Source organism: Burkholderiales bacterium (assembly GCA_035543335.1).
Lineage (GTDB): Bacteria > Pseudomonadota > Gammaproteobacteria > Burkholderiales > JAHFRG01 > JAHFRG01.
Genome location: DASZZH010000002.1, coordinates 1 through 16,679 on the forward strand (window position 1 = coordinate 1; position 16,679 = coordinate 16,679).

The 16,679-nt window shown below is 57.1% G+C and carries 20 protein-coding genes and 1 tRNA gene; 16 read left to right on the forward strand and 5 right to left on the reverse strand.

Translation table 11 applies throughout. The features are described 5' to 3' along the window. The first annotated feature begins 242 nt into the window (after positions 1-242). Entirely contained in the window at positions 243-671 is a 429-nt protein-coding gene (locus VHE58_00355; protein ID HVS25760.1) for a hypothetical protein, read from the forward strand. Positions 672-1,089: 418 nt separating this feature from the next. On the opposite strand, the gene corA is transcribed toward VHE58_00355, so the two are convergent. Further along, complete coding sequence (gene corA / locus VHE58_00360; GenBank protein ID HVS25761.1) at positions 1,090-2,148, reverse strand: magnesium/cobalt transporter CorA; 1,059 nt, start codon at positions 2,146-2,148, stop codon at positions 1,090-1,092. An 87-nt stretch (positions 2,149-2,235) separates the two neighbouring features. Between corA and VHE58_00365 the strand changes: the two genes are divergently transcribed. From VHE58_00365 to VHE58_00435, 15 genes are all read left to right on the forward strand, one after another. Beyond that, the gene (locus VHE58_00365) at positions 2,236-2,958 is read left to right on the forward strand and encodes a YebC/PmpR family DNA-binding transcriptional regulator (protein HVS25762.1); all 723 of its coding nucleotides are present in this window, start codon (positions 2,236-2,238) and stop codon (positions 2,956-2,958) included. A 56-nt stretch (positions 2,959-3,014) separates the two neighbouring features. Next, on the forward strand, positions 3,015-3,527 hold the full coding sequence (gene ruvC / locus VHE58_00370) for a crossover junction endodeoxyribonuclease RuvC (GenBank protein ID HVS25763.1): 513 nt from the start codon (positions 3,015-3,017) through the stop codon (positions 3,525-3,527). Then, the gene (gene ruvA / locus VHE58_00375) at positions 3,524-4,099 is read left to right on the forward strand and encodes a Holliday junction branch migration protein RuvA (protein ID HVS25764.1); all 576 of its coding nucleotides are present in this window, start codon (positions 3,524-3,526) and stop codon (positions 4,097-4,099) included. Before ruvC ends, ruvA begins: the two co-directional genes overlap by 4 nt. Before the next feature lie 72 nt (positions 4,100-4,171). Next, positions 4,172-5,209 (forward strand): Holliday junction branch migration DNA helicase RuvB, encoded by a 1,038-nt coding sequence (gene ruvB / locus VHE58_00380; protein HVS25765.1) that lies wholly within the window; start codon positions 4,172-4,174, stop codon positions 5,207-5,209. Then, positions 5,181-5,624, forward strand: coding sequence for a tol-pal system-associated acyl-CoA thioesterase (gene ybgC / locus VHE58_00385; protein ID HVS25766.1), 444 nt, complete (start codon positions 5,181-5,183; stop codon positions 5,622-5,624). The genes ruvB and ybgC overlap by 29 nt, the downstream gene beginning before the upstream one ends. Then, positions 5,621-6,304: a protein TolQ gene (gene tolQ, locus VHE58_00390; protein HVS25767.1), complete on the forward strand. Its 684-nt coding sequence runs from the start codon at positions 5,621-5,623 to the stop codon at positions 6,302-6,304. Before ybgC ends, tolQ begins: the two co-directional genes overlap by 4 nt. Positions 6,305-6,330: 26 nt before the next feature. Then, a complete protein-coding gene (gene tolR, locus VHE58_00395) occupies positions 6,331-6,723 on the forward strand; it encodes a protein TolR (protein ID HVS25768.1) in 393 nt (130 codons plus the stop codon). Continuing rightward, the gene (locus tag VHE58_00400) at positions 6,723-7,550 is read left to right on the forward strand and encodes a cell envelope integrity protein TolA (GenBank protein ID HVS25769.1); all 828 of its coding nucleotides are present in this window, start codon (positions 6,723-6,725) and stop codon (positions 7,548-7,550) included. Before tolR ends, VHE58_00400 begins: the two co-directional genes overlap by 1 nt. A 380-nt stretch (positions 7,551-7,930) precedes the next feature. Then, entirely contained in the window at positions 7,931-9,250 is a 1,320-nt protein-coding gene (tolB, locus tag VHE58_00405) for a Tol-Pal system beta propeller repeat protein TolB (protein ID HVS25770.1), read from the forward strand. 53 nt (positions 9,251-9,303) lie between these two features. Then, positions 9,304-9,810 (forward strand): peptidoglycan-associated lipoprotein Pal, encoded by a 507-nt coding sequence (gene pal, locus VHE58_00410; protein ID HVS25771.1) that lies wholly within the window; start codon positions 9,304-9,306, stop codon positions 9,808-9,810. 6 nt (positions 9,811-9,816) lie between these two features. Next, on the forward strand, positions 9,817-10,593 hold the full coding sequence (gene ybgF / locus VHE58_00415; protein HVS25772.1) for a tol-pal system protein YbgF: 777 nt from the start codon (positions 9,817-9,819) through the stop codon (positions 10,591-10,593). A 155-nt stretch (positions 10,594-10,748) separates the two neighbouring features. Then, positions 10,749-11,420 (forward strand): 7-carboxy-7-deazaguanine synthase QueE, encoded by a 672-nt coding sequence (gene queE, locus VHE58_00420; protein ID HVS25773.1) that lies wholly within the window; start codon positions 10,749-10,751, stop codon positions 11,418-11,420. A gap of 18 nt (positions 11,421-11,438) precedes the next feature. Continuing rightward, positions 11,439-12,107, forward strand: a complete 669-nt coding sequence (gene queC, locus VHE58_00425; GenBank protein ID HVS25774.1) for a 7-cyano-7-deazaguanine synthase QueC — start codon at positions 11,439-11,441, stop codon at positions 12,105-12,107. A 70-nt stretch (positions 12,108-12,177) separates the two neighbouring features. Then, positions 12,178-13,299: a YeeE/YedE family protein gene (locus VHE58_00430; GenBank protein HVS25775.1), complete on the forward strand. Its 1,122-nt coding sequence runs from the start codon at positions 12,178-12,180 to the stop codon at positions 13,297-13,299. 213 nt (positions 13,300-13,512) lie between these two features. After that, positions 13,513-13,588 (forward strand) — tRNA-Lys (locus VHE58_00435). 88 nt (positions 13,589-13,676) lie between these two features. On the opposite strand, the gene VHE58_00440 is transcribed toward VHE58_00435, so the two are convergent. The 4 genes from VHE58_00440 to VHE58_00455 form a co-directional block, all read right to left on the reverse strand. Further along, entirely contained in the window at positions 13,677-14,084 is a 408-nt protein-coding gene (locus VHE58_00440) for a very short patch repair endonuclease (protein HVS25776.1), read from the reverse strand. Beyond that, entirely contained in the window at positions 14,081-14,650 is a 570-nt protein-coding gene (locus VHE58_00445; protein ID HVS25777.1) for an HNH endonuclease, read from the reverse strand. The genes VHE58_00440 and VHE58_00445 overlap by 4 nt, the downstream gene beginning before the upstream one ends. Next, on the reverse strand, positions 14,643-15,437 hold the full coding sequence (locus tag VHE58_00450) for a DNA cytosine methyltransferase (GenBank protein HVS25778.1): 795 nt from the start codon (positions 15,435-15,437) through the stop codon (positions 14,643-14,645). The genes VHE58_00445 and VHE58_00450 overlap by 8 nt, the downstream gene beginning before the upstream one ends. Before the next feature lie 170 nt (positions 15,438-15,607). Next, complete coding sequence (locus tag VHE58_00455) at positions 15,608-16,393, reverse strand: tyrosine-type recombinase/integrase (protein HVS25779.1); 786 nt, start codon at positions 16,391-16,393, stop codon at positions 15,608-15,610. Positions 16,394-16,679: the final 286 nt, after the last annotated feature.

Consider the following 16,679-nt stretch of genomic DNA (forward strand, 5'->3'; position numbering starts at 1 on the left):
TCAGGCGATGGAGCGCATGCGGCAGGTCCAGGCGGCCTCAGGCGATGCTTGGCTCGACCTTGTGCGCGGTGCTGACGACGCTTGGGCGAAGATGCGCGAGGCTTTCGAGAAGGCGCGCTCCCACTTCAACAAGTAGCCTGCCGTTTGGGAACCCTCTCCCGGCGGGACGCAATCGTACGCGGAATCGCGGCAACGCAGCCAGTATCCGACTACGGCAAGGTTCGATCCCCGCCACGCGACAAATGAGCGATACCTGGCTTAGGCGATTTGTGGTTCTTGCAATTACGCTACTTATCGTTCATCAGATAGGAGCGTGGATATACTCCGCCTTCGGCATTTCCGCCGGAATCCTCGCCGTTGCGCTGGTCGCTGCCGTATCTTTCTTCGGCGCGCGCATGGCGGCTGGTGGCGGCAGAAATACGGCGTGGTTTCTTGTGCCGGCGCTGCTTTTTACAGTGCTCCCTTTGGCAGCGAAGTCATGGACTTTCCTGACCGAAGAGAAGAGCTGGTGGGATCGATCAGTGGAGTTCGCACCGTTCGTAATCGGGTTCGCTGCACCAGTGCTTCTGCTGCTGTTGGTGTACGCAGAGCTGCGAAATCGCACGATCCAGAATTTGAACGAGACAGCTAACCGCGCGCTGCACACGGACGCCAAAGTTCCCCCGAAATAGTTGACACCCTGGGCTAACAAGCTCGGAGGTGAGAGATGGCAAGGGCTGGACTGAGGAAGGTGGCGCTACGGCGAGCCCTTCGACGAACTCAGGATAAACTTCGCGAAGCAATCTGGTCTTTGAGATTTCGTTATTGCCGCTTGTTCCTCGCAATGACAACCCGCATTATGTCAGTTTGATTCAGAGACGGGCCGTTCGCCCTGATGCTTCGACTGCCACTCCCGTTCGGCCTGAGTGAGTCGAAGGCTTCCCCGAACGGGAGCGGCGTTCAGCACTTAAAGGCAATCGAAGCCTGTCCTGAGCTCGTCGAAGGAGGGAACGGCCGCTCATGTCCTTCGCCAGGCTCAGGAGAGCGTTCGACAGAGCCTGTCCTGAGCTTGCCGAAGGACTCACCACGAACGGCTTTTCAAAGGGCTGCTTAACGCAACCAGCGGATGCGCCAGAACACTATAAGCAGGCCGAGTGTGATGGCAAGCATGAATCCCATCAGCAGATAGAAACCGCCTTCCCATTCCAGGAAAGGCATGTGCTTAAAGTTCATGCCGGAGATGCCGGTAAGAAGGGTCAGCGGCATGAAGATGGTGGTAATCACGGTGAGCAGCCGGATCTGCAGATTGATGCGGTTGCTCAAGCTGGTGACAAAAATATCCATCAGCCCCGCTATCAGATCGCGGATCGCATCCAGCGATTCGATAACATACACCGTGTGGTCGTAGACATCGCGCAGGAAAGGCAGCGTGTCGCGGTTAAACAATGTGCTCTCGCCGCGCGCAAGCGAAGAGACCACTTCGCGCAGCGGCCACACCGCGCGGCGCAGGAACAAGGTTTGGCGGCGGATGCCGTGCAGTTCCCTCAGCAGTTTTTGTGTTGGGCGCGCGACAACCTCGCCTTCCAGCGCTTCCGCCTTTTCCGCCAGCGCTTCGAGGCTGGCGAAATAGCGGTCCACAATCGCGTCCAACAGAGAATATGCAATGTAGTCGGCGCCCTGTTTGCGAATTTGTCCCTTGGAATTTTTCAGCCGCTCGCGCAAGGAGGTGAATGTACCGGTGGGTTTCTCCTGGAAGGTGAGTACAAATCCCTGGCCGAGCACGATGCTTACCTGATCGGTAGTGATGGCCTGGTTTGTGGCGTTGTATTCAAAAATCTTGGCGACGAAAAAAAGATAAGCGCTGTAATCCTCCACTTTGGGCCGCTGGTCTGTGTTGAGAATATCTTCCAGGACCAGCGGATGCAAGCTGAAACGCTTGCCGATTTCTTCGAGAAGCTGCGGTTCGTTCAGGCCGTGGACGTCAAGCCAAAGCGTTTTGCCTGAAGTGGCGGAAATTTGCGCGGCGGAAGCAAGCTGTTCTTCGCGGTAATTGTCCGCATCATATTCGATGAGAGTGACCACCGGCCGTCCGGCCCCGGCCTCGCCCAGATAAACCAGCGAGCCGGGCGGCAGACCGGCTTTATTCGAGCGTTTCAGGGGTTGCGCCATGATGTGCTCCGCTTAGATTTTTAAATCGCGCATTGCAATGGTAACATTACAAGGTTCAAAAGCGCAGCCTCAGCAGCAGGGATATTCATGTCAGGCCACAGCAAGTGGGCGAACATCCGGCATAAAAAAGCCGCGGCCGACGCCAAGCGCGGCAAGATTTTCACGCGCTTGATAAAGGAAATCACTGTGGCGGCGCGGCTGGGCGGAGGCGACCCTGCGATGAACCCGCGGCTGCGCCTGGCGATAGACAAGGCCAACGAAAGCAACATGCCTAAGGACAACGTCGAGCGCGCCATCAAGCGCGGCACCGGCGATTTGGAAGGCGTGCATTACGAAGAGGCGCGCTACGAAGGCTATGGCATTGGCGGCGCGGCGGTAATCGTGGACTGCATGACCGACAATCGCGTGCGCACCGTGGCGGATGTGCGCCACGCTTTCACCAAGCACGGCGGCAATCTGGGCACCGACGGTTCGGTGGCATTTCTTTTCAAGCATTGCGGGCAGCTGGTGTTCGCGCCGGGCACCAATGAAGACAAGCTGATGGAAGCCGCGCTCGATGCCGGCGCTGAGGATGTGGTAACCAACAGCGACGGCAGCATCGAAGTCGTGAGCAGTCAGCAGGATTTCATGGTGGTGAAGGAAAAGCTGGCAAAAACGGGCTTCAAGCCGGCATTCGCGGAAGTGACGATGAAACCGCTCAACGAGCAGGCGCTGGTGGGAGACGAGGCCGCGCGCATGCAGAAACTTCTCGATGCTCTGGAAGGGCTGGATGATGTGCAAGAGGTTTATACCAACGCGGTGATGGATTGAACAAAGTTAAACCGGGCTCCGCATAAGGTGATGTCGTCAAAAAAACAGAAATGACCATCAGAATCCTTGGCATTGACCCAGGGTTGAGAATCACCGGATTCGGCATCCTCGATAAATCCGGAGAAAAGCTCGATTATGTCACCAGCGGCTGCATCAAAACATCGGTGGGCGAACTGGCGCTGCGCCTCAAAGTCATTCTGGATGGTGTGAGCGAAGTGATAGCCCAATATCAGCCGCAGCAGGTGGCGGTGGAAAAAGTGTTTGTCAACATCAACCCGCAATCCACGCTGCTTTTGGGCGCAGCGCGCGGTGCAGCGATCTGTGCAGTGGTGGGCAACGACCTGCCGGTCTCGGAATATACCGCGCTGCAGGTGAAGCAGGCGGTGGTGGGCAGGGGTCACGCCAAAAAAGAACAGGTGCAGGAGATGGTGAAAAGACTCTTGAAACTCCCCGGCAATCCCAGCCCCGATGCCGCCGATGCGCTGGCTTGCGCTATCTGTCATGCTCATGCCGGCTTGGGCAAGCTCGCCGTCACAGGCTATCGAATAAAAAGAGGGAGGCTGGTTTGATCGGGCGCATTACCGGAAGACTGGCTGAAAAACACCCGCCGCAAGTGCTGCTCGAGGTCGCCGGCGTGGGCTATGAACTCGACGTGCCGATGAGCACGTTTTACCAGTTGCCCGCAATCGGCCAGCAGGTAACCTTGCACACCCATCTCGTTGTGCGCGAGGACGCGCATCTGCTGTACGGCTTTGCCACCGAGGAGGAGCGCAAAGCGTTCAGGCAGTTGCTGAAAATCAGCGGCGTCGGCGCCCGCATCGCGTTATCCGTGCTCTCCGGCTTGAGCGTCGCCGATTTGGCGCAGGCGGTGACGAATCAGGACAGCGGGCGTCTCACCAGGATTCCCGGCATCGGCAAAAAAACCGCGGAGCGCCTCATTCTGGAATTGCGCGGCAAGCTGGAATCCGGTGTGGCAACCGGCGCCGCGCCCGCTGCGGGCACGGGGCAAGACGTGCTCAATGCGCTGGCGGCTTTGGGCTATAATGACCGCGAAGCGGCGTGGGCAATCAAGCAGTTGCCCGAGGGGCTGCCCGTTGCCGATGGCATACGCCAGGCGCTGAAGTTATTGTCAAAAGCGTAAGGAGCAAAACAACATGAATTTGCTTCTGGTTTTACCCTTCACTTTTCACCCTTCACCCTTCACCGCTTTTCAATGATCGAGACCGACCGCCTGATTGCCGCCGCACCACTTTCCCCCCAGGAAGAAGCGCTGGAACGGGCGCTTCGCCCCAAAAGCTTAAGCGAATACATCGGCCAGGAAAAAATCCGTGGCCAGCTGCAGATTTTCATCGAGGCGGCGCGCAAGCGCAAGGAGTCGCTCGATCATGTTCTGCTGTTCGGCCCGCCGGGTTTGGGCAAGACCACGCTGGCGCACATCATCGCCAGGGAATTGGGCGTGAACCTGCGCCATACTTCCGGGCCGGTGTTGGAGCGCGCCGGCGATTTGGCGGCGCTGCTCACCAATCTCGAGCCGAACGATGTGCTGTTCATCGACGAAATCCACCGTCTCTCGCCGGTGGTGGAGGAAATCCTCTACCCCGCGCTCGAGGATTATCAAATCGACATCATGATCGGCGAAGGGCCGGCGGCGCGCTCGGTGAAGCTCGATTTGCCGGCGTTCACGCTGATCGGCGCCACCACCCGCGCCGGCATGCTCACCAATCCCCTGCGCGACCGCTTCGGCATCGTTGCGCGGCTGGAGTTTTATTCGGCGCCGGAACTCACGCAAATCGTGGTACGCTCGGCCCGGCTTCTCAACGTGGAAATCGAGCACCAAGGGGCGCTCGAAATTGCCGGCCGCTCGCGCGGCACGCCGCGCGTCGCCAACCGCCTGTTGCGGCGCCTGCGCGATTACGCCGAGGTCAGGGCAAAAGGCAAAGTCACTCGCGAAGTCGCCGATGCCGGACTCAAGATGCTGGACGTGGATGCGATAGGTCTTGACGTGATGGATAGAAAGCTGCTGCTCGCGGTGATTGAAAAATTCAGCGGCGGTCCGGTGGGCATTGATAATCTCGCTGCGGCCATCGGCGAAGAACGTGACACCATCGAAGACGTGCTGGAGCCTTATCTCATCCAGCAGGGCTATCTCCAGCGCACCCCGCGCGGACGCATGGCGACCGCCAACGCCTATCGGCACTTTGGACTGGCGCTACCCAAAAATTATGCAACCGGCGACCTGTGGGAGGGGTAAAGTCCTGCAGCGCAAAATTTTCACCTGGCCGGTGCGGGTTTATTACGAAGACACCGATACCGGCGGTGTGGTCTACTATGCCAACTACCTCAAGTTCATGGAGCGGGCGCGCACCGAGTGGCTGCGCGCGCAGGGTTTCGAGCAGGATGAGTTGCTGCGCGAGCATGGAGTTATCTTCGTGGTCCGCCACGTAGTCGTGGATTATTTCAAGCCGGCGGCGTTCAACGATGAGCTGGAAGTAACGGTGGAACCGGCAGAAAGCGGCCGAAGCCAGATTACATTTATGCAAAGCGTGCGCCGCGGCGCCGCCGTATTGGTTGGCGCGCGGGTCAAGGTAGCATGCGTCAACCCCGAATCATTCAAGCCGGTTAAAATGCCGGACGCGATGATCAAAGCGTTAGGAAAAGAACCGTGAATGTCACTCAAGATTTGTCTTTGATGAGCATGGTCACCAACGCTAGCGTGCTGGTGCAACTGGTGATGCTGTTGCTTTTGGTGGTGTCGCTGATGTCCTGGTGGTACATCTTCCGCAAGATGTTCGTGATCAAGCGCGCCACCCGGCAGTCAAACGAGTTCGAAAAGGATTTCTGGAGCGGAAAGGATTTAAATTCGCTCTATCAAAGCGCCGCGAGCTCGCGCCACAGCGCCGGCAGCCTGGAGAAAATCTTCGAAGCGGGCTTCCGCGAATATGCCAAGCTCAAGCGCCAGCCGGGAATGGGTATCAGCGTGGTGATGGACGGCACGCGCCGCGCTATGCGCGCGACTTATCAAAGAGAGATGGACCGGCTGGAAGCGCATCTTTCGTTTCTCGCCACGGTGGGTTCGGTCAGTCCCTATGTTGGCTTGTTAGGCACGGTGTGGGGAATCATGAACGCGTTTCGCGGTCTTTCCAACGTGGTGCAAGCGACGCTCGCGCATGTCGCGCCGGGAATCGCGGAGGCGCTGGTCGCCACCGCCATGGGCCTGTTTGCGGCGATTCCCGCAGTGGTGGCGTTTAACCGCTATGCCCGCGATATCGACCGGATCGCCATCCGCTTCGAAAGCTTCATGGAAGAATTCTCGAACATCCTGCAAAGGCAGACGCCCGCGTCATGATGGAACGCCGCCAACCGCGTCGGCTGATGAACCAGATCAACGTCGTGCCGTACATCGACGTGATGCTGGTGCTGCTGGTGATTTTCATGATTACCGCTCCGCTCATCAATCCCGGGCAGATTGATCTTCCGCAAATCAGCAAATCGCTCGCTCCGCCGGTGGCGCCGCTGGAAGTGGGTATAAAGGCCAACAAAACCCTGCTTCTGCGTGACCGCTCGACCACGCAATCGGAGCGGGTGGTTTCGCAGGACGAGCTGATCAAGGCGATCAAGGAGAAGCAGAGCAAGAATCCCGATCAGCCGGTGGTAATTGCTGCGGACAAGAACGTGCGCTATGAAGAAGTGCTGAAAGTGATGGATGTGCTGCAGCAAAATCAAGTGAAAAAAATCGGACTGCTGGCGAAGCCGAGGACTGGCTAATGCGCTCCGCGGCGGAACGCGAGCCGGGCCGCACCGCCTCGTTCCTGCTGGCAGTCTTGATGCATCTGCTGTTTATCGGGCTGCTGATTTTTGGCATCAGCTGGCAAAACAAACAACCGCAGGTTACCGAGGTGGATCTGTGGAACAATTTGCCGGCGCCGCCCCAACCGGTTGAATTGCCGAAACCTGTAAAAGAAGTCAAACCCCCTCCCGAGCCTCCCAAGCAGGAAGTTAAACCCGAACCCAAACCCGAACCGAAACCGGAGCCGGTGGTGAAATCCGAGCCCAAGCCGGAGCCGGTGAAGGCTGATATTCTGCTCAAGCAGAAATTGGAAAAAGAGAAAGCGGAAAAAATCGAGAAGGAAAAGAAAGAAAAGGCGGAAAAGGAAAAACGCAGGCACGAGGAACAACTCGCCGAGACCAAGCATAAGGAGCAAGCGGAGCAGCTAGCGAAGGAAGATGAAGCGCGTCGCTTCCAACAGGAGCAAGATGAGGCGCTTAAAGTGCTGGCGGCTGATCAGGCGGCGGCGCAGAATCGCCTGCTCAAGGACTATACGGACCGGATTCAGGCCAAGATACGGCAATATGTGGTGATACCTCCGGATATGCAGGGCAATCCTCAGGCGACATATAAAGTGTTTCTGCTTCCCGGCGGCATTCTAAATTCAGCAAATCCCCCCAAGCTGGTCCAGAGTAGTGGCGTTCCTGCTTATGACAAGTCGATTGAGCGCGCTATTTTTAATGCTGAACCGCTGCCGCTTCCACCCGACCCCGCGCTGTTTGCGAAGTTCCGCGAACTGGAACTCAAGTTCCGTCCCAACGACTAAGGAACCTCTGATTAAGCCCCACGCGTGGTGCGTTGCGGGCGAGGGACGGCCAGATGCTAGGCGCGAGGGCGCAGCGCTACTGAGTAGTAACACAAGCCCAAGCCGCCCTCATCCTAACCTTCTCCCTGGGGGAGAAGGAACGAACGCCCCCTCTCCCGCTTGCGGGAGAGGGATGGGGTGAGGGTTCGCCGCAGATAGCCGCCCAGCCGCCGCAACCCGGATGGGACGGGGCAATCCAGGCGCATGGCTTCGTTGTTCATCGCTTATTTGGATTCACCAAATGGCGCTCCTCACGCCTCGCCCTGCACCCGGATTGAACACCGTCGCGCACGTGCGGGACTTAATCAGAGGTTCCCTGTAAGCTGGTATAATTCTGAACGATGACATTTAAGTTAAGAAAGCGCCGCGATGCCGCTTGGCGCGGCGCTTTGCCAAAAATAATTTTCCTGCTGCTGTTCCTTTGCGCAGGTCCGCTTCAGGCCGCGCTCACTATTGAAATCATCGGCGGCGGCGCGACACAAATCCCGGTTGCCATCGTACCTTTCGCCGCGGAGCAGGGTTTGCCGCAAAGCATCACCGCGGTGGTTGGCGCCGATTTGGCCAGGAGCGGCCTGTTCAAACTGGTGGACACCGGAGGCATCAACCCGCTGCCGGTGGAACCCAGCGACATCCGTTACGGCGACTGGAAAGCGCGCGGCGCGGATGCCATGGTCATCGGCTCGGTCAAGCTGCTTCCCGAATCCAAACTGGAGGTGCGCTTCCGTCTGATGGATGTGACGAAACAAACGCAGCTTGCCGGATTCAGCTACACCATCTTGCCGGCGCAATTACGGATCACCGCGCACAAGATTGCCGACGCGGTGTATGAGAAACTCACCGGCGACCGGGGTGTGTTCAGCACCCAGATCAGCTATGTGGTGAAGCAGGGCAACCGCTACGAGCTGCAGGTTGCCGATGCCGACGGCTACGGCTCGCAAACGGTGGTGACTTCAAATGACGCTATCATTTCCCCCGCCTGGTCGCCCGAAGGCAGCAGGATCGCCTATGTTTCGTTCGAGAAAAAACGGGCGGTGACTTATGTGCAGTCGCTCACTACCGGCAAGCGCACGCTGCTTGCCGGTTTCGAAGGCAGCAACAGCGCGCCGGCGTGGGCCCCGGACGGCAAGCGGCTCGCCATCGTGCTCAGCAAGGACGGCAGCTCGCAGATTTATCTCGTCAACCCCGACGGCAGCGGCCTGCAGCGGATCACGTTCAGCGGAGCGATCGACACCGAGCCCAATTTTTCCAGCGACGGCAAGTGGATCATTTTCACCTCGGACCGCGGCGGCAGCCCGCAAATTTACCGCATGCCGGCCGGCGGCGGCGAAGCAGAGCGCCTGACTTTCGAGGGGACTTATAACGTGTCTCCGCATTTCAGCCCGGACGGCAGAAGTTTTGTATTCATCCAGCTCGGCGCCAATCGCTTCAACGTGGCGGTGGAGGATCTGGCGACCCGGCAGGCGCAGGTGCTTACCGATTCAATGCTTGATGAATCACCCAGTTATGCGCCAAATGGCAAGATTATTCTCTATGCCAGCGAAGCCGGCGGCCGCGGCATATTGGCAGCGGTTTCAAGTGATGGTAAAGTGAAACAGAGGCTCACCGTGCCATCGGGCGACGTGCGTGAACCTTCATGGGGCCCGTTTTTAAAAGCCCAGTAAGACCCTATTCCAACCTGTATAAGGAGGTAAAAGTGAAGAAAATCCTATTAAGCATGCTGTTGGCAGGCCTGCTTGCCGCTTGCGCGAGTCAGGAAGCCAAGGAGCAATCAAAGGCGGCGGTGGAAGAAAGAACGCCGACTCAAACCACCACTCCCACCCCTCAGACGGCGCCGGCACAACGGGAATCTGTCGCAGTCGATCCGCTGCTTGACCCGAATAATATTCTTTCACGGCGCAGCGTTTATTACGATTTCGACAGCTCCTCGATCAAGGACGAGTACCGGCCGCTGGTTGATGCCCATGCCCGGTATCTCTCCGGCAACCGCAGCGCGCGGGTCACCCTTCAAGGCAATTGCGACGAGCGCGGCAGCCGCGAGTACAATCTGGCGCTCGGCCAGCGCCGCGCGGACGGCGTGAAAAAGGCGATGACTGTTCTGGGCGCGTCGTCGAGCCAAATCCAGACCGTGAGCTTCGGCAAGGAAAAACCCAAGTGCACGGAGCACGGCGAATCCTGCTGGTCGCAGAACCGCCGCAGCGACATCGTCTATCAAGGAGAGTAATCCGTTTTGCGCGCTTTGACAGCGGGCCTGTGCGCCCTCGTTTTCGCGACGCCTTGTTTTGCCGGCCTGTTCAGCGATGAAGAGGCGCACAAGAAAATCGCCCAGCTGCAGCAGCAGATTCTGGAGCTCCGGAGTCAGAACCAGGCGCTGGAATCGCGCATCCTGAAACTCGAGGAGACCCTGAAAAACCAGGGCCTCCTCGATCTTCTCAGTCAGATTGAATCCCTCAAGGCGGACGTCAACAAGCTGCGGGGGCAAATCGAAGTCCAGAATAACAGCGTTGAATCCCTGGAAAAACGCCAGAAGGATTTTTACATCGATCTCGACAGCCGGCTGCGCCGGATGGAGCAGCCATCGCAGGCGCTTGCGCCTGTACCCGATGCTGCGGGGACGAACAAGCCCGCGGGCGGCGGCGAAACCCAGAGCTACGAAGCGGCGTACAATCTTTTCAAAATCGGCAATTATCAGGGCGCCATTTCCGCTTTTCAGAACTTTCTTAAAAATTACCCCTCAAGCAATCTTGCGTCCAGCGCGCAATACTGGATCGGCAATGCCTATTTCGCCTTGCGCGATTTCAAGAACGCGATTGCCAGCCAGCAGAAGCTGCTCAGTACCTACCCGGACAGCCAGAAAGCGCCGGACGCCATGCTCAATATCGCGAGCTCGCAGCTGGAATCGGGCGACAGCGCGGCCGCGCACAAAACGCTGGATGAACTGATTGCCAAATATCCGGTAAGCGACGCGGCGGAAAAAGCTAAGCGCCGCCTCAGCACAATCAAGTAAGAAATCTCTGAGAAACCGCGGATTTTGCCTTCATGCTGCGTTGCCGCTTGTTTTGCTTGCTCACATACTGTCGGCTCCGCCACAAAACTTCGCGGCGCCTTGCCTGAAGCCGAACTTCTTGTTTCGCATTCGGTTTCGGGGTAGTGTTTATTCTTATGAACGCAATCTCTGAAGCGCGCTTACTGGAAAGCCAACTGCGCATTACAGAAATCTTTTATTCCCTGCAGGGCGAAACCAGCCGCGTCGGCCTGCCTACGGTTTTTATCCGCTTGACCGGCTGTCCTTTGCGCTGCGGCTACTGCGACACCGAATATGCGTTCACCGGCGGCGAGACGATGACGCTCGCCGAAATCATGGCGCAGGTTGCGGCGCATCAGGCGCATTATGTGACGGTTACCGGCGGCGAGCCGCTGGCGCAAAAGAATTGCCTGCTGTTGCTGCGTGAGCTGTGCGACGCGGGTTATTCCGTGTCGCTGGAGACCGGCGGCGCGCTGGACGTCGCTGAGGTTGATTCGCGCGTTTCCAAAATCCTCGACATCAAAACCCCGGGTTCCGGCGAAGTGGAAAAAAATCTCTGGCGCAATCTCGTGCATCTTTCGCCGGGCGATGAAATCAAGTTCGTGCTGTGTGATGAAGACGATTATCAATGGGCGGTGAAGCAATTGCGTGAGCGCAATCTTGCCGAAATCTGCCCGGTGCTGTTTTCTCCCGTTTATCATCAGCTTTCCGAACCAGTGCTGGCTGAATGGATTCTGCGCGATCGCCTGCCGGTGCGGATGCAAATTCAGCTGCACAAACATCTGTGGGGAGAATCGCCGGGTCGTTGAGCCGGTGTGTGCCTGCCCATGCCCAAAGCGGTTGTGCTTTTATCCGGCGGGCTGGATTCGGCCACTACGCTGGCCGTGGCTCGCGAAGAAGGCTTCGTCTGTCATGCGTTGTCGGTGGATTACGGCCAGCGGCACCGGGCGGAGCTTGCCGCCGCCGCGCGCGTGGCCAGGCAACTTGGCGCTGCCGAGCATCGCATCATTGCGCTCGATCTCACGGTGTTTGGCGGGTCAGCGCTGACCGACAGGAAAATCGGCGTTCCGCTTGTTTCTTCGCAAGGCATTCCGGCCACTTATGTTCCGGCGCGCAATACCATTCTGCTGTCGCTTGCGCTGGCGTGGGCGGAGACGCTGCAGTGCGGTGATATTTTCATCGGCGCCAATGCGGTGGATTATTCCGGTTACCCGGATTGCCGCCCCGAATATATCGCGGCCTACCAGAGCATGGCGAATCTCGCTACCAAGGCGGCAGTCGAAGGCCACGCGCTCTCCATTCATGCGCCTCTCATCGCCCTTTCCAAGGCTGAGATCATCCGCCGCGGGGCGGCGCTGGGTGTGGATTTCGCTCTGACGGTTTCCTGCTATCAGGCAAGCGATGACGGCCTGGCGTGCGGGCAATGCGATTCCTGCCGTTTACGCCGTGCCGGTTTTGCTGCCGCTGGCTTGCCTGATCCTATCCGCTACCGCTAGGCGTCACAAAAATCCCTCAAGCGTGCGGTATTTGCATTAGAATTTATTAAACTCTTTCCGGCTCGATGTCATGCAAGCAAGTGCTGGTCTGGCGGGTACCGTTGCGTGGGGCGGCTTTGCGCTGGCGTTCATCTTCGGCGCGGTGGGGCATAAAGCCAATTTCTGCACCATGGGCGCAGTATCGGATCTGGTCAACATGGGTGACTGGGGACGCATGCGCATGTGGCTGCTGGCGATTGCGGTGGCCATCCTTGGCGCCAACGCTCTGCACTTGCTGGGGTACGTGGATTTGTCCAAATCCATTTATCAAACGCCCAACTTCACTTGGTTTGCGCATATCCTCGGCGGCCTCTTGTTCGGCGTCGGCATGACGCTCGGTTCCGGCTGCGGCAGCAAAACCCTGATACGCATCGGCGGCGGCAACCTGAAATCGCTGGTGGTGTTCATGTTTTTGGGAATTTCCGCCTATATGACGCTGAAAGGGTTGTTTGGTGTGTGGCGAACCGTTTATATCCAGCCAGTGGCGGTTAACTTTCTCTTTCAAGGGATACCCGGACAGGACCTGCCTTCGCTGCTGTCGGGAGTGACCGGCATCGGTAAACAAAATTTGCAGCTTGCCGTGGCCGCAATTCTTGCCGCGGCGATTCTCGCTTTCGTTTTCAGCGACCGCCGTTTCCGCAGCAATCTGGAATACATCTTTGCCGGCGTGGTGGTGGGCCTGGTGGTGGTGGGCGGCTGGTATGTCACCGGCCACATCGGTTATGCCGAGAATCCCGATACGCTGGAGATGACTTTCTTCGGCACTAACAGTCGCGCCGCCGAATCGTTGAGTTTTGTTGCGCCGCTGGGCTACAGTCTTGAGCTTTTGATGTTGTGGAGCGACAGCTCCCTGCATGCAAGCTTTGGCGTTGCTGCGGTCATCGGAGTGATTGCCGGATCGTTCGCTTATGCCATTGTCAGCAAAAATTTCCGCGTGGAAGGCTTTCGCGATGCCAGGGACACCGCTAACCACATGCTGGGCGGAGTGCTCATGGGCTTTGGCGGCGTGACCTGCCTCGGCTGCACCATAGGGCAGGGCATTTCCGGTTTTTCCACTTTGGCACTGGGCTCGATCATCTCTTTCTTCGCCATCGTGGTGGGCGCTGCGCTAACTATGAAATACCAATATTGGAAAATGCTGCGGGAAGCTTGATTCGCCAAGCCAGCACGCGATGAGCATGCGGGTAGTGGGTTAGTTAGAAGCCGTTCGTGGTGAGTCTGTCGAACCATGAACGGCCGTTCCCCTTCGACTGTTCGACGAGCTCACAGCTCAGGGCGAACGGCCTATTTTGATCAAACTGACCCACTACCAGCGTGCAGGTTTAGTTGCGCAGAACGCGCGGAAAATATAAAATTTAACGCTTTTGGGTCGTTAGCTCAGCTGGTAGAGCAGCGGACTTTTAATCCGTTGGTCGGCGGTTCGAATCCGCCACGGCCTACCAAAATCAAAGGGTTTCGGTATGAACCCGAAACCCATTGCCTAATAAGATGCGTAATGCCTAATATTTGGGAATTATATACTTAAATCCCTCAGCCCAGAAAGCGGCGGAGCCGGGACACTAACCGCCGCTCGTTCTTTAGCTCGCATTCCCAGATTACCATCGCGCGCCACCCACTCTCCTTGATGGCTGTAAGCTGCTTTGCATCTCTAGCCGCGTTGTGCGCCAGTTTAGGACGCCAAAAGCCGACATTCGACTGCGGCATGCTTCCCCTTTCGCATCCTTTGTGCTGGTGCCAGAAGCAACCATGCACGAAAATCGCCTTTCGCTGGCCGGGGAAAGCAAGGTCCGGTTTACCTGGCAGTTCGCGTCGATGAAGCCGGAAGCGATAACCTAATCCATGCGCGATTTGGCGCACACGTATCTCCGGCCCCGTGTCCCGGCTGTGGACTGCGCGCATGTTGGCACTGCGCCGTTCCTTCGAGATTTTGTCCGTCATTCGCCGAACTTCTTACGAAGCCACTTAAAGACGGCTCGCTGTTCATTCTGCCCGGCGCGGCGGATTTGAGATAGTAACCAAATGCCAGTCGGCTTCTCCCCCGTGATGTTCTTCGCGCCCTGGTTACAGGTCGAACATAGTGCCCGGAGATTTGAGAGTTCGTCCTTGCCGCCAAGGCTTTTGTCTTTGATGTGGCCGAGATGAAGGCGAACCTTGCGCCCGGTCGCCGGGTCAATATCGCCGGGCGTGAGGCCGCACATCTGGCAGGTATAGCCGTTGCGGTCGAGTACTTCCGCCCGGAGCTTTGCCGAGATACCTCGTGCAAACGCCACGTCAGGCTTCTCCGGCGGCTTTTCATTCAAGAGATATTGGCCCGGTTTTAGGTCCGCACTGTCGTTATGCGTGATGATCGGCCAACCTTCTTGCTCCCGTAGTTCGCGCACACGCCGCGCCCACTCGCTAACGCCAGTACCAGCGGCGTCGCGAAGCTGTCTAGATGTAACCACTTGGCCAATGTGAGCGAGCAGGAATTGCCTGATTCGCTCTTTTGAACCCGGCTTACGCATTCCTGTGCGACTTCGCCGGTTCTTGTTCGGCAAAAGACAGGTGACGCAGCAATTGCTGGCCGACAAACCGGGTATAGGCGGGCGGAATTGACTCGTTGATTTCGTTCTTGGTCATCCAGTCGATGCCCATAGCCTCGCGCGCCGCCGCGAGCGTGCAATTGCCGCCGCCCGTGACCTGCACAAAATCCTTCCACTCATCGGTTTTTCCGAAATGAGATTTGCGGCGATCAAAGGTATGAACCTTCGGATGCTTCTTGTGAGGCGGCGGCACTATCTCAAAATTTGCCTCAAATAACCGATGACGAAGCACGCGCAACTTAGGAAACATCGTCCCGCATAGAACAACGGCATTGAGCAAAGGAGCGCCGTCCACGTTCTCTATGACATAGGGGAGGCCGGACCTGATCAGCATATCCCGAACTGGCTCAATCAAGCGTGGCCACTCATCGGCGTTGCCATTCCGCTTGGCGAGATCGGAATATGCTTGACACGGCGGCGAAGCGTGGACGGCGTCGAATAAAGCAATGAATTTCGGATCGAGCGCGAGGGCATCCGCCTGAATGAATGGAAACGGATAATTCGGCTGCGGCTTAATATCCACGCCTACAACCTCAAAGCCAACCTGACTGTAACCTACTCCGGAGCCGCCTGCGCAGCAGAAAAGGTCAAGGAGCCTCGGCTTGTGGGCCGCAGGCAGCGTAGTCCTTCTCTTTCGTTTTTGCGGGCGAGGCTGATAACTGAGAACTGTATCAGGGATGCGATCAAGCGCACCCTTATCAAAATTCATAATCACCCCTCCTATGCCGTCAATTCCTTGTATGCGATCTGCCGCCCAACGGTCGCATCTACGAAGCTAGCAAGCCTGTCCAAACTAAAGTATACAACATGCCTATGGGTTTAAAAAGTAACCAGCAGCACTCCCGCTAGCCACTTTCCATACTTCGGTAAAGCGTCCCTTTAACGACTAAGGGGTTTCACGCGTTCAATCTGCCGAACCTTTACATACCTATCTGTCATGGCCCGAGACTTATGCCCGGCGAGCTTTTGAGCATCTTGACCGAGAGTGTTCGCATCCGTAAGAGTTTTTGCGCGGATATCGTGTTCCGTGAAACGTTCCTTAAGTAGCCCCTTATAAAACGCCTTCTGCATTGTGCGTTGCCAGATCGAGTCAAAGCCGGAAACCTTATAGGGCTGGCCTTTGCGGGTGCAGAACAAAAACATACTGCGCAGAGGACGCCGCATGCCTTTGATCTTTTCCACCAGGGCTTTTAAATGGGGATTCCAGAGATAAACAACCCGTTTGCCGGTTTTCGCATGGGTAACTGAGATACCCTCATCCGTTAAGGAATCAAGACGAAGGCGTAACAAATCACCCTTACGCATACTCGTCATGTATTTCAAATCGATATAGCTGGATAAGAACTCACCGGCCACAGTTTTAAACGCTGCTATCTCGTAATCCTCCGGATAACGCTCCCGCGGTTTTTCAGGATTTCGCTTAACGTGACGGCAAGGATTATCCTTAGCGACACCCCATCGAATTGCATAGCTGAAAACATGAGATAGCAGCGCCTTTTCCCTATTGGCCCTCACCGGAGCACCCCTAGCGTCCATGTAGGCATAAATATCCGGTGGAGTAACCTCATGTGGTTGCATATGCCCGAATACAGCCCGCAACCTTGCAATTTCCTTAAGGTTGTCCTGGTAGGTTCTGGCCGATTTACGCGGGGCAACTTCCAACATGTACCGATCCATGATCCCACCCATCGTACTCAGACGGGTAGGGCGACCAACAATCTGAGCCCACATTGCCATCGCCGGACCAAAATCACGCCCGAGACGAATCCAAGGGCCGGTAGGGCGCGCGAAGTAATAAGCCCCATGACTGAAATAGACTCGTTGCGGCAACTCAAGACGGGTTTTCCGACGACGACCCATTAGACACCTTTGGTTTTTTCAATGCTGCGAAGTTTGGAAGGTTCCTCGGCTTGGTAACTATTCCGGATAGCTGCAACCGGACATGCTCCTC

Bases quoted from the DNA above. Each gene is read 5' to 3' on its own strand.
- ruvB (HVS25765.1), top strand. From the start codon at position 4,172: ATGATCGAGACCGACCGCCTGATTGCCGCCGCACCACTTTCCCCCCAG.
- VHE58_00365 (HVS25762.1), top strand. From the start codon at position 2,236: ATGTCAGGCCACAGCAAGTGGGCGAACATCCGGCATAAAAAAGCCGCG.
- corA (HVS25761.1), bottom strand. From the start codon at position 2,148: ATGGCGCAACCCCTGAAACGCTCGAATAAAGCCGGTCTGCCGCCCGGC.
- VHE58_00355 (HVS25760.1), top strand. From the start codon at position 243: ATGAGCGATACCTGGCTTAGGCGATTTGTGGTTCTTGCAATTACGCTA.
- pal (HVS25771.1), top strand. From the start codon at position 9,304: ATGCTGTTGGCAGGCCTGCTTGCCGCTTGCGCGAGTCAGGAAGCCAAG.
- VHE58_00445 (HVS25777.1), bottom strand. From the start codon at position 14,650: ATGCGTAAGCCGGGTTCAAAAGAGCGAATCAGGCAATTCCTGCTCGCT.
- queE (HVS25773.1), top strand. From the start codon at position 10,749: ATGAACGCAATCTCTGAAGCGCGCTTACTGGAAAGCCAACTGCGCATT.
- VHE58_00440 (HVS25776.1), bottom strand. From the start codon at position 14,084: ATGACGGACAAAATCTCGAAGGAACGGCGCAGTGCCAACATGCGCGCA.
- VHE58_00450 (HVS25778.1), bottom strand. From the start codon at position 15,437: ATGAATTTTGATAAGGGTGCGCTTGATCGCATCCCTGATACAGTTCTC.
- tolR (HVS25768.1), top strand. From the start codon at position 6,331: ATGAACCAGATCAACGTCGTGCCGTACATCGACGTGATGCTGGTGCTG.
- VHE58_00430 (HVS25775.1), top strand. From the start codon at position 12,178: ATGCAAGCAAGTGCTGGTCTGGCGGGTACCGTTGCGTGGGGCGGCTTT.
- VHE58_00400 (HVS25769.1), top strand. From the start codon at position 6,723: ATGCGCTCCGCGGCGGAACGCGAGCCGGGCCGCACCGCCTCGTTCCTG.
- VHE58_00455 (HVS25779.1), bottom strand. From the start codon at position 16,393: ATGTTGGAAGTTGCCCCGCGTAAATCGGCCAGAACCTACCAGGACAAC.
- tolB (HVS25770.1), top strand. From the start codon at position 7,931: ATGACATTTAAGTTAAGAAAGCGCCGCGATGCCGCTTGGCGCGGCGCT.
- queC (HVS25774.1), top strand. From the start codon at position 11,439: ATGCCCAAAGCGGTTGTGCTTTTATCCGGCGGGCTGGATTCGGCCACT.
- ybgC (HVS25766.1), top strand. From the start codon at position 5,181: ATGCAACCGGCGACCTGTGGGAGGGGTAAAGTCCTGCAGCGCAAAATT.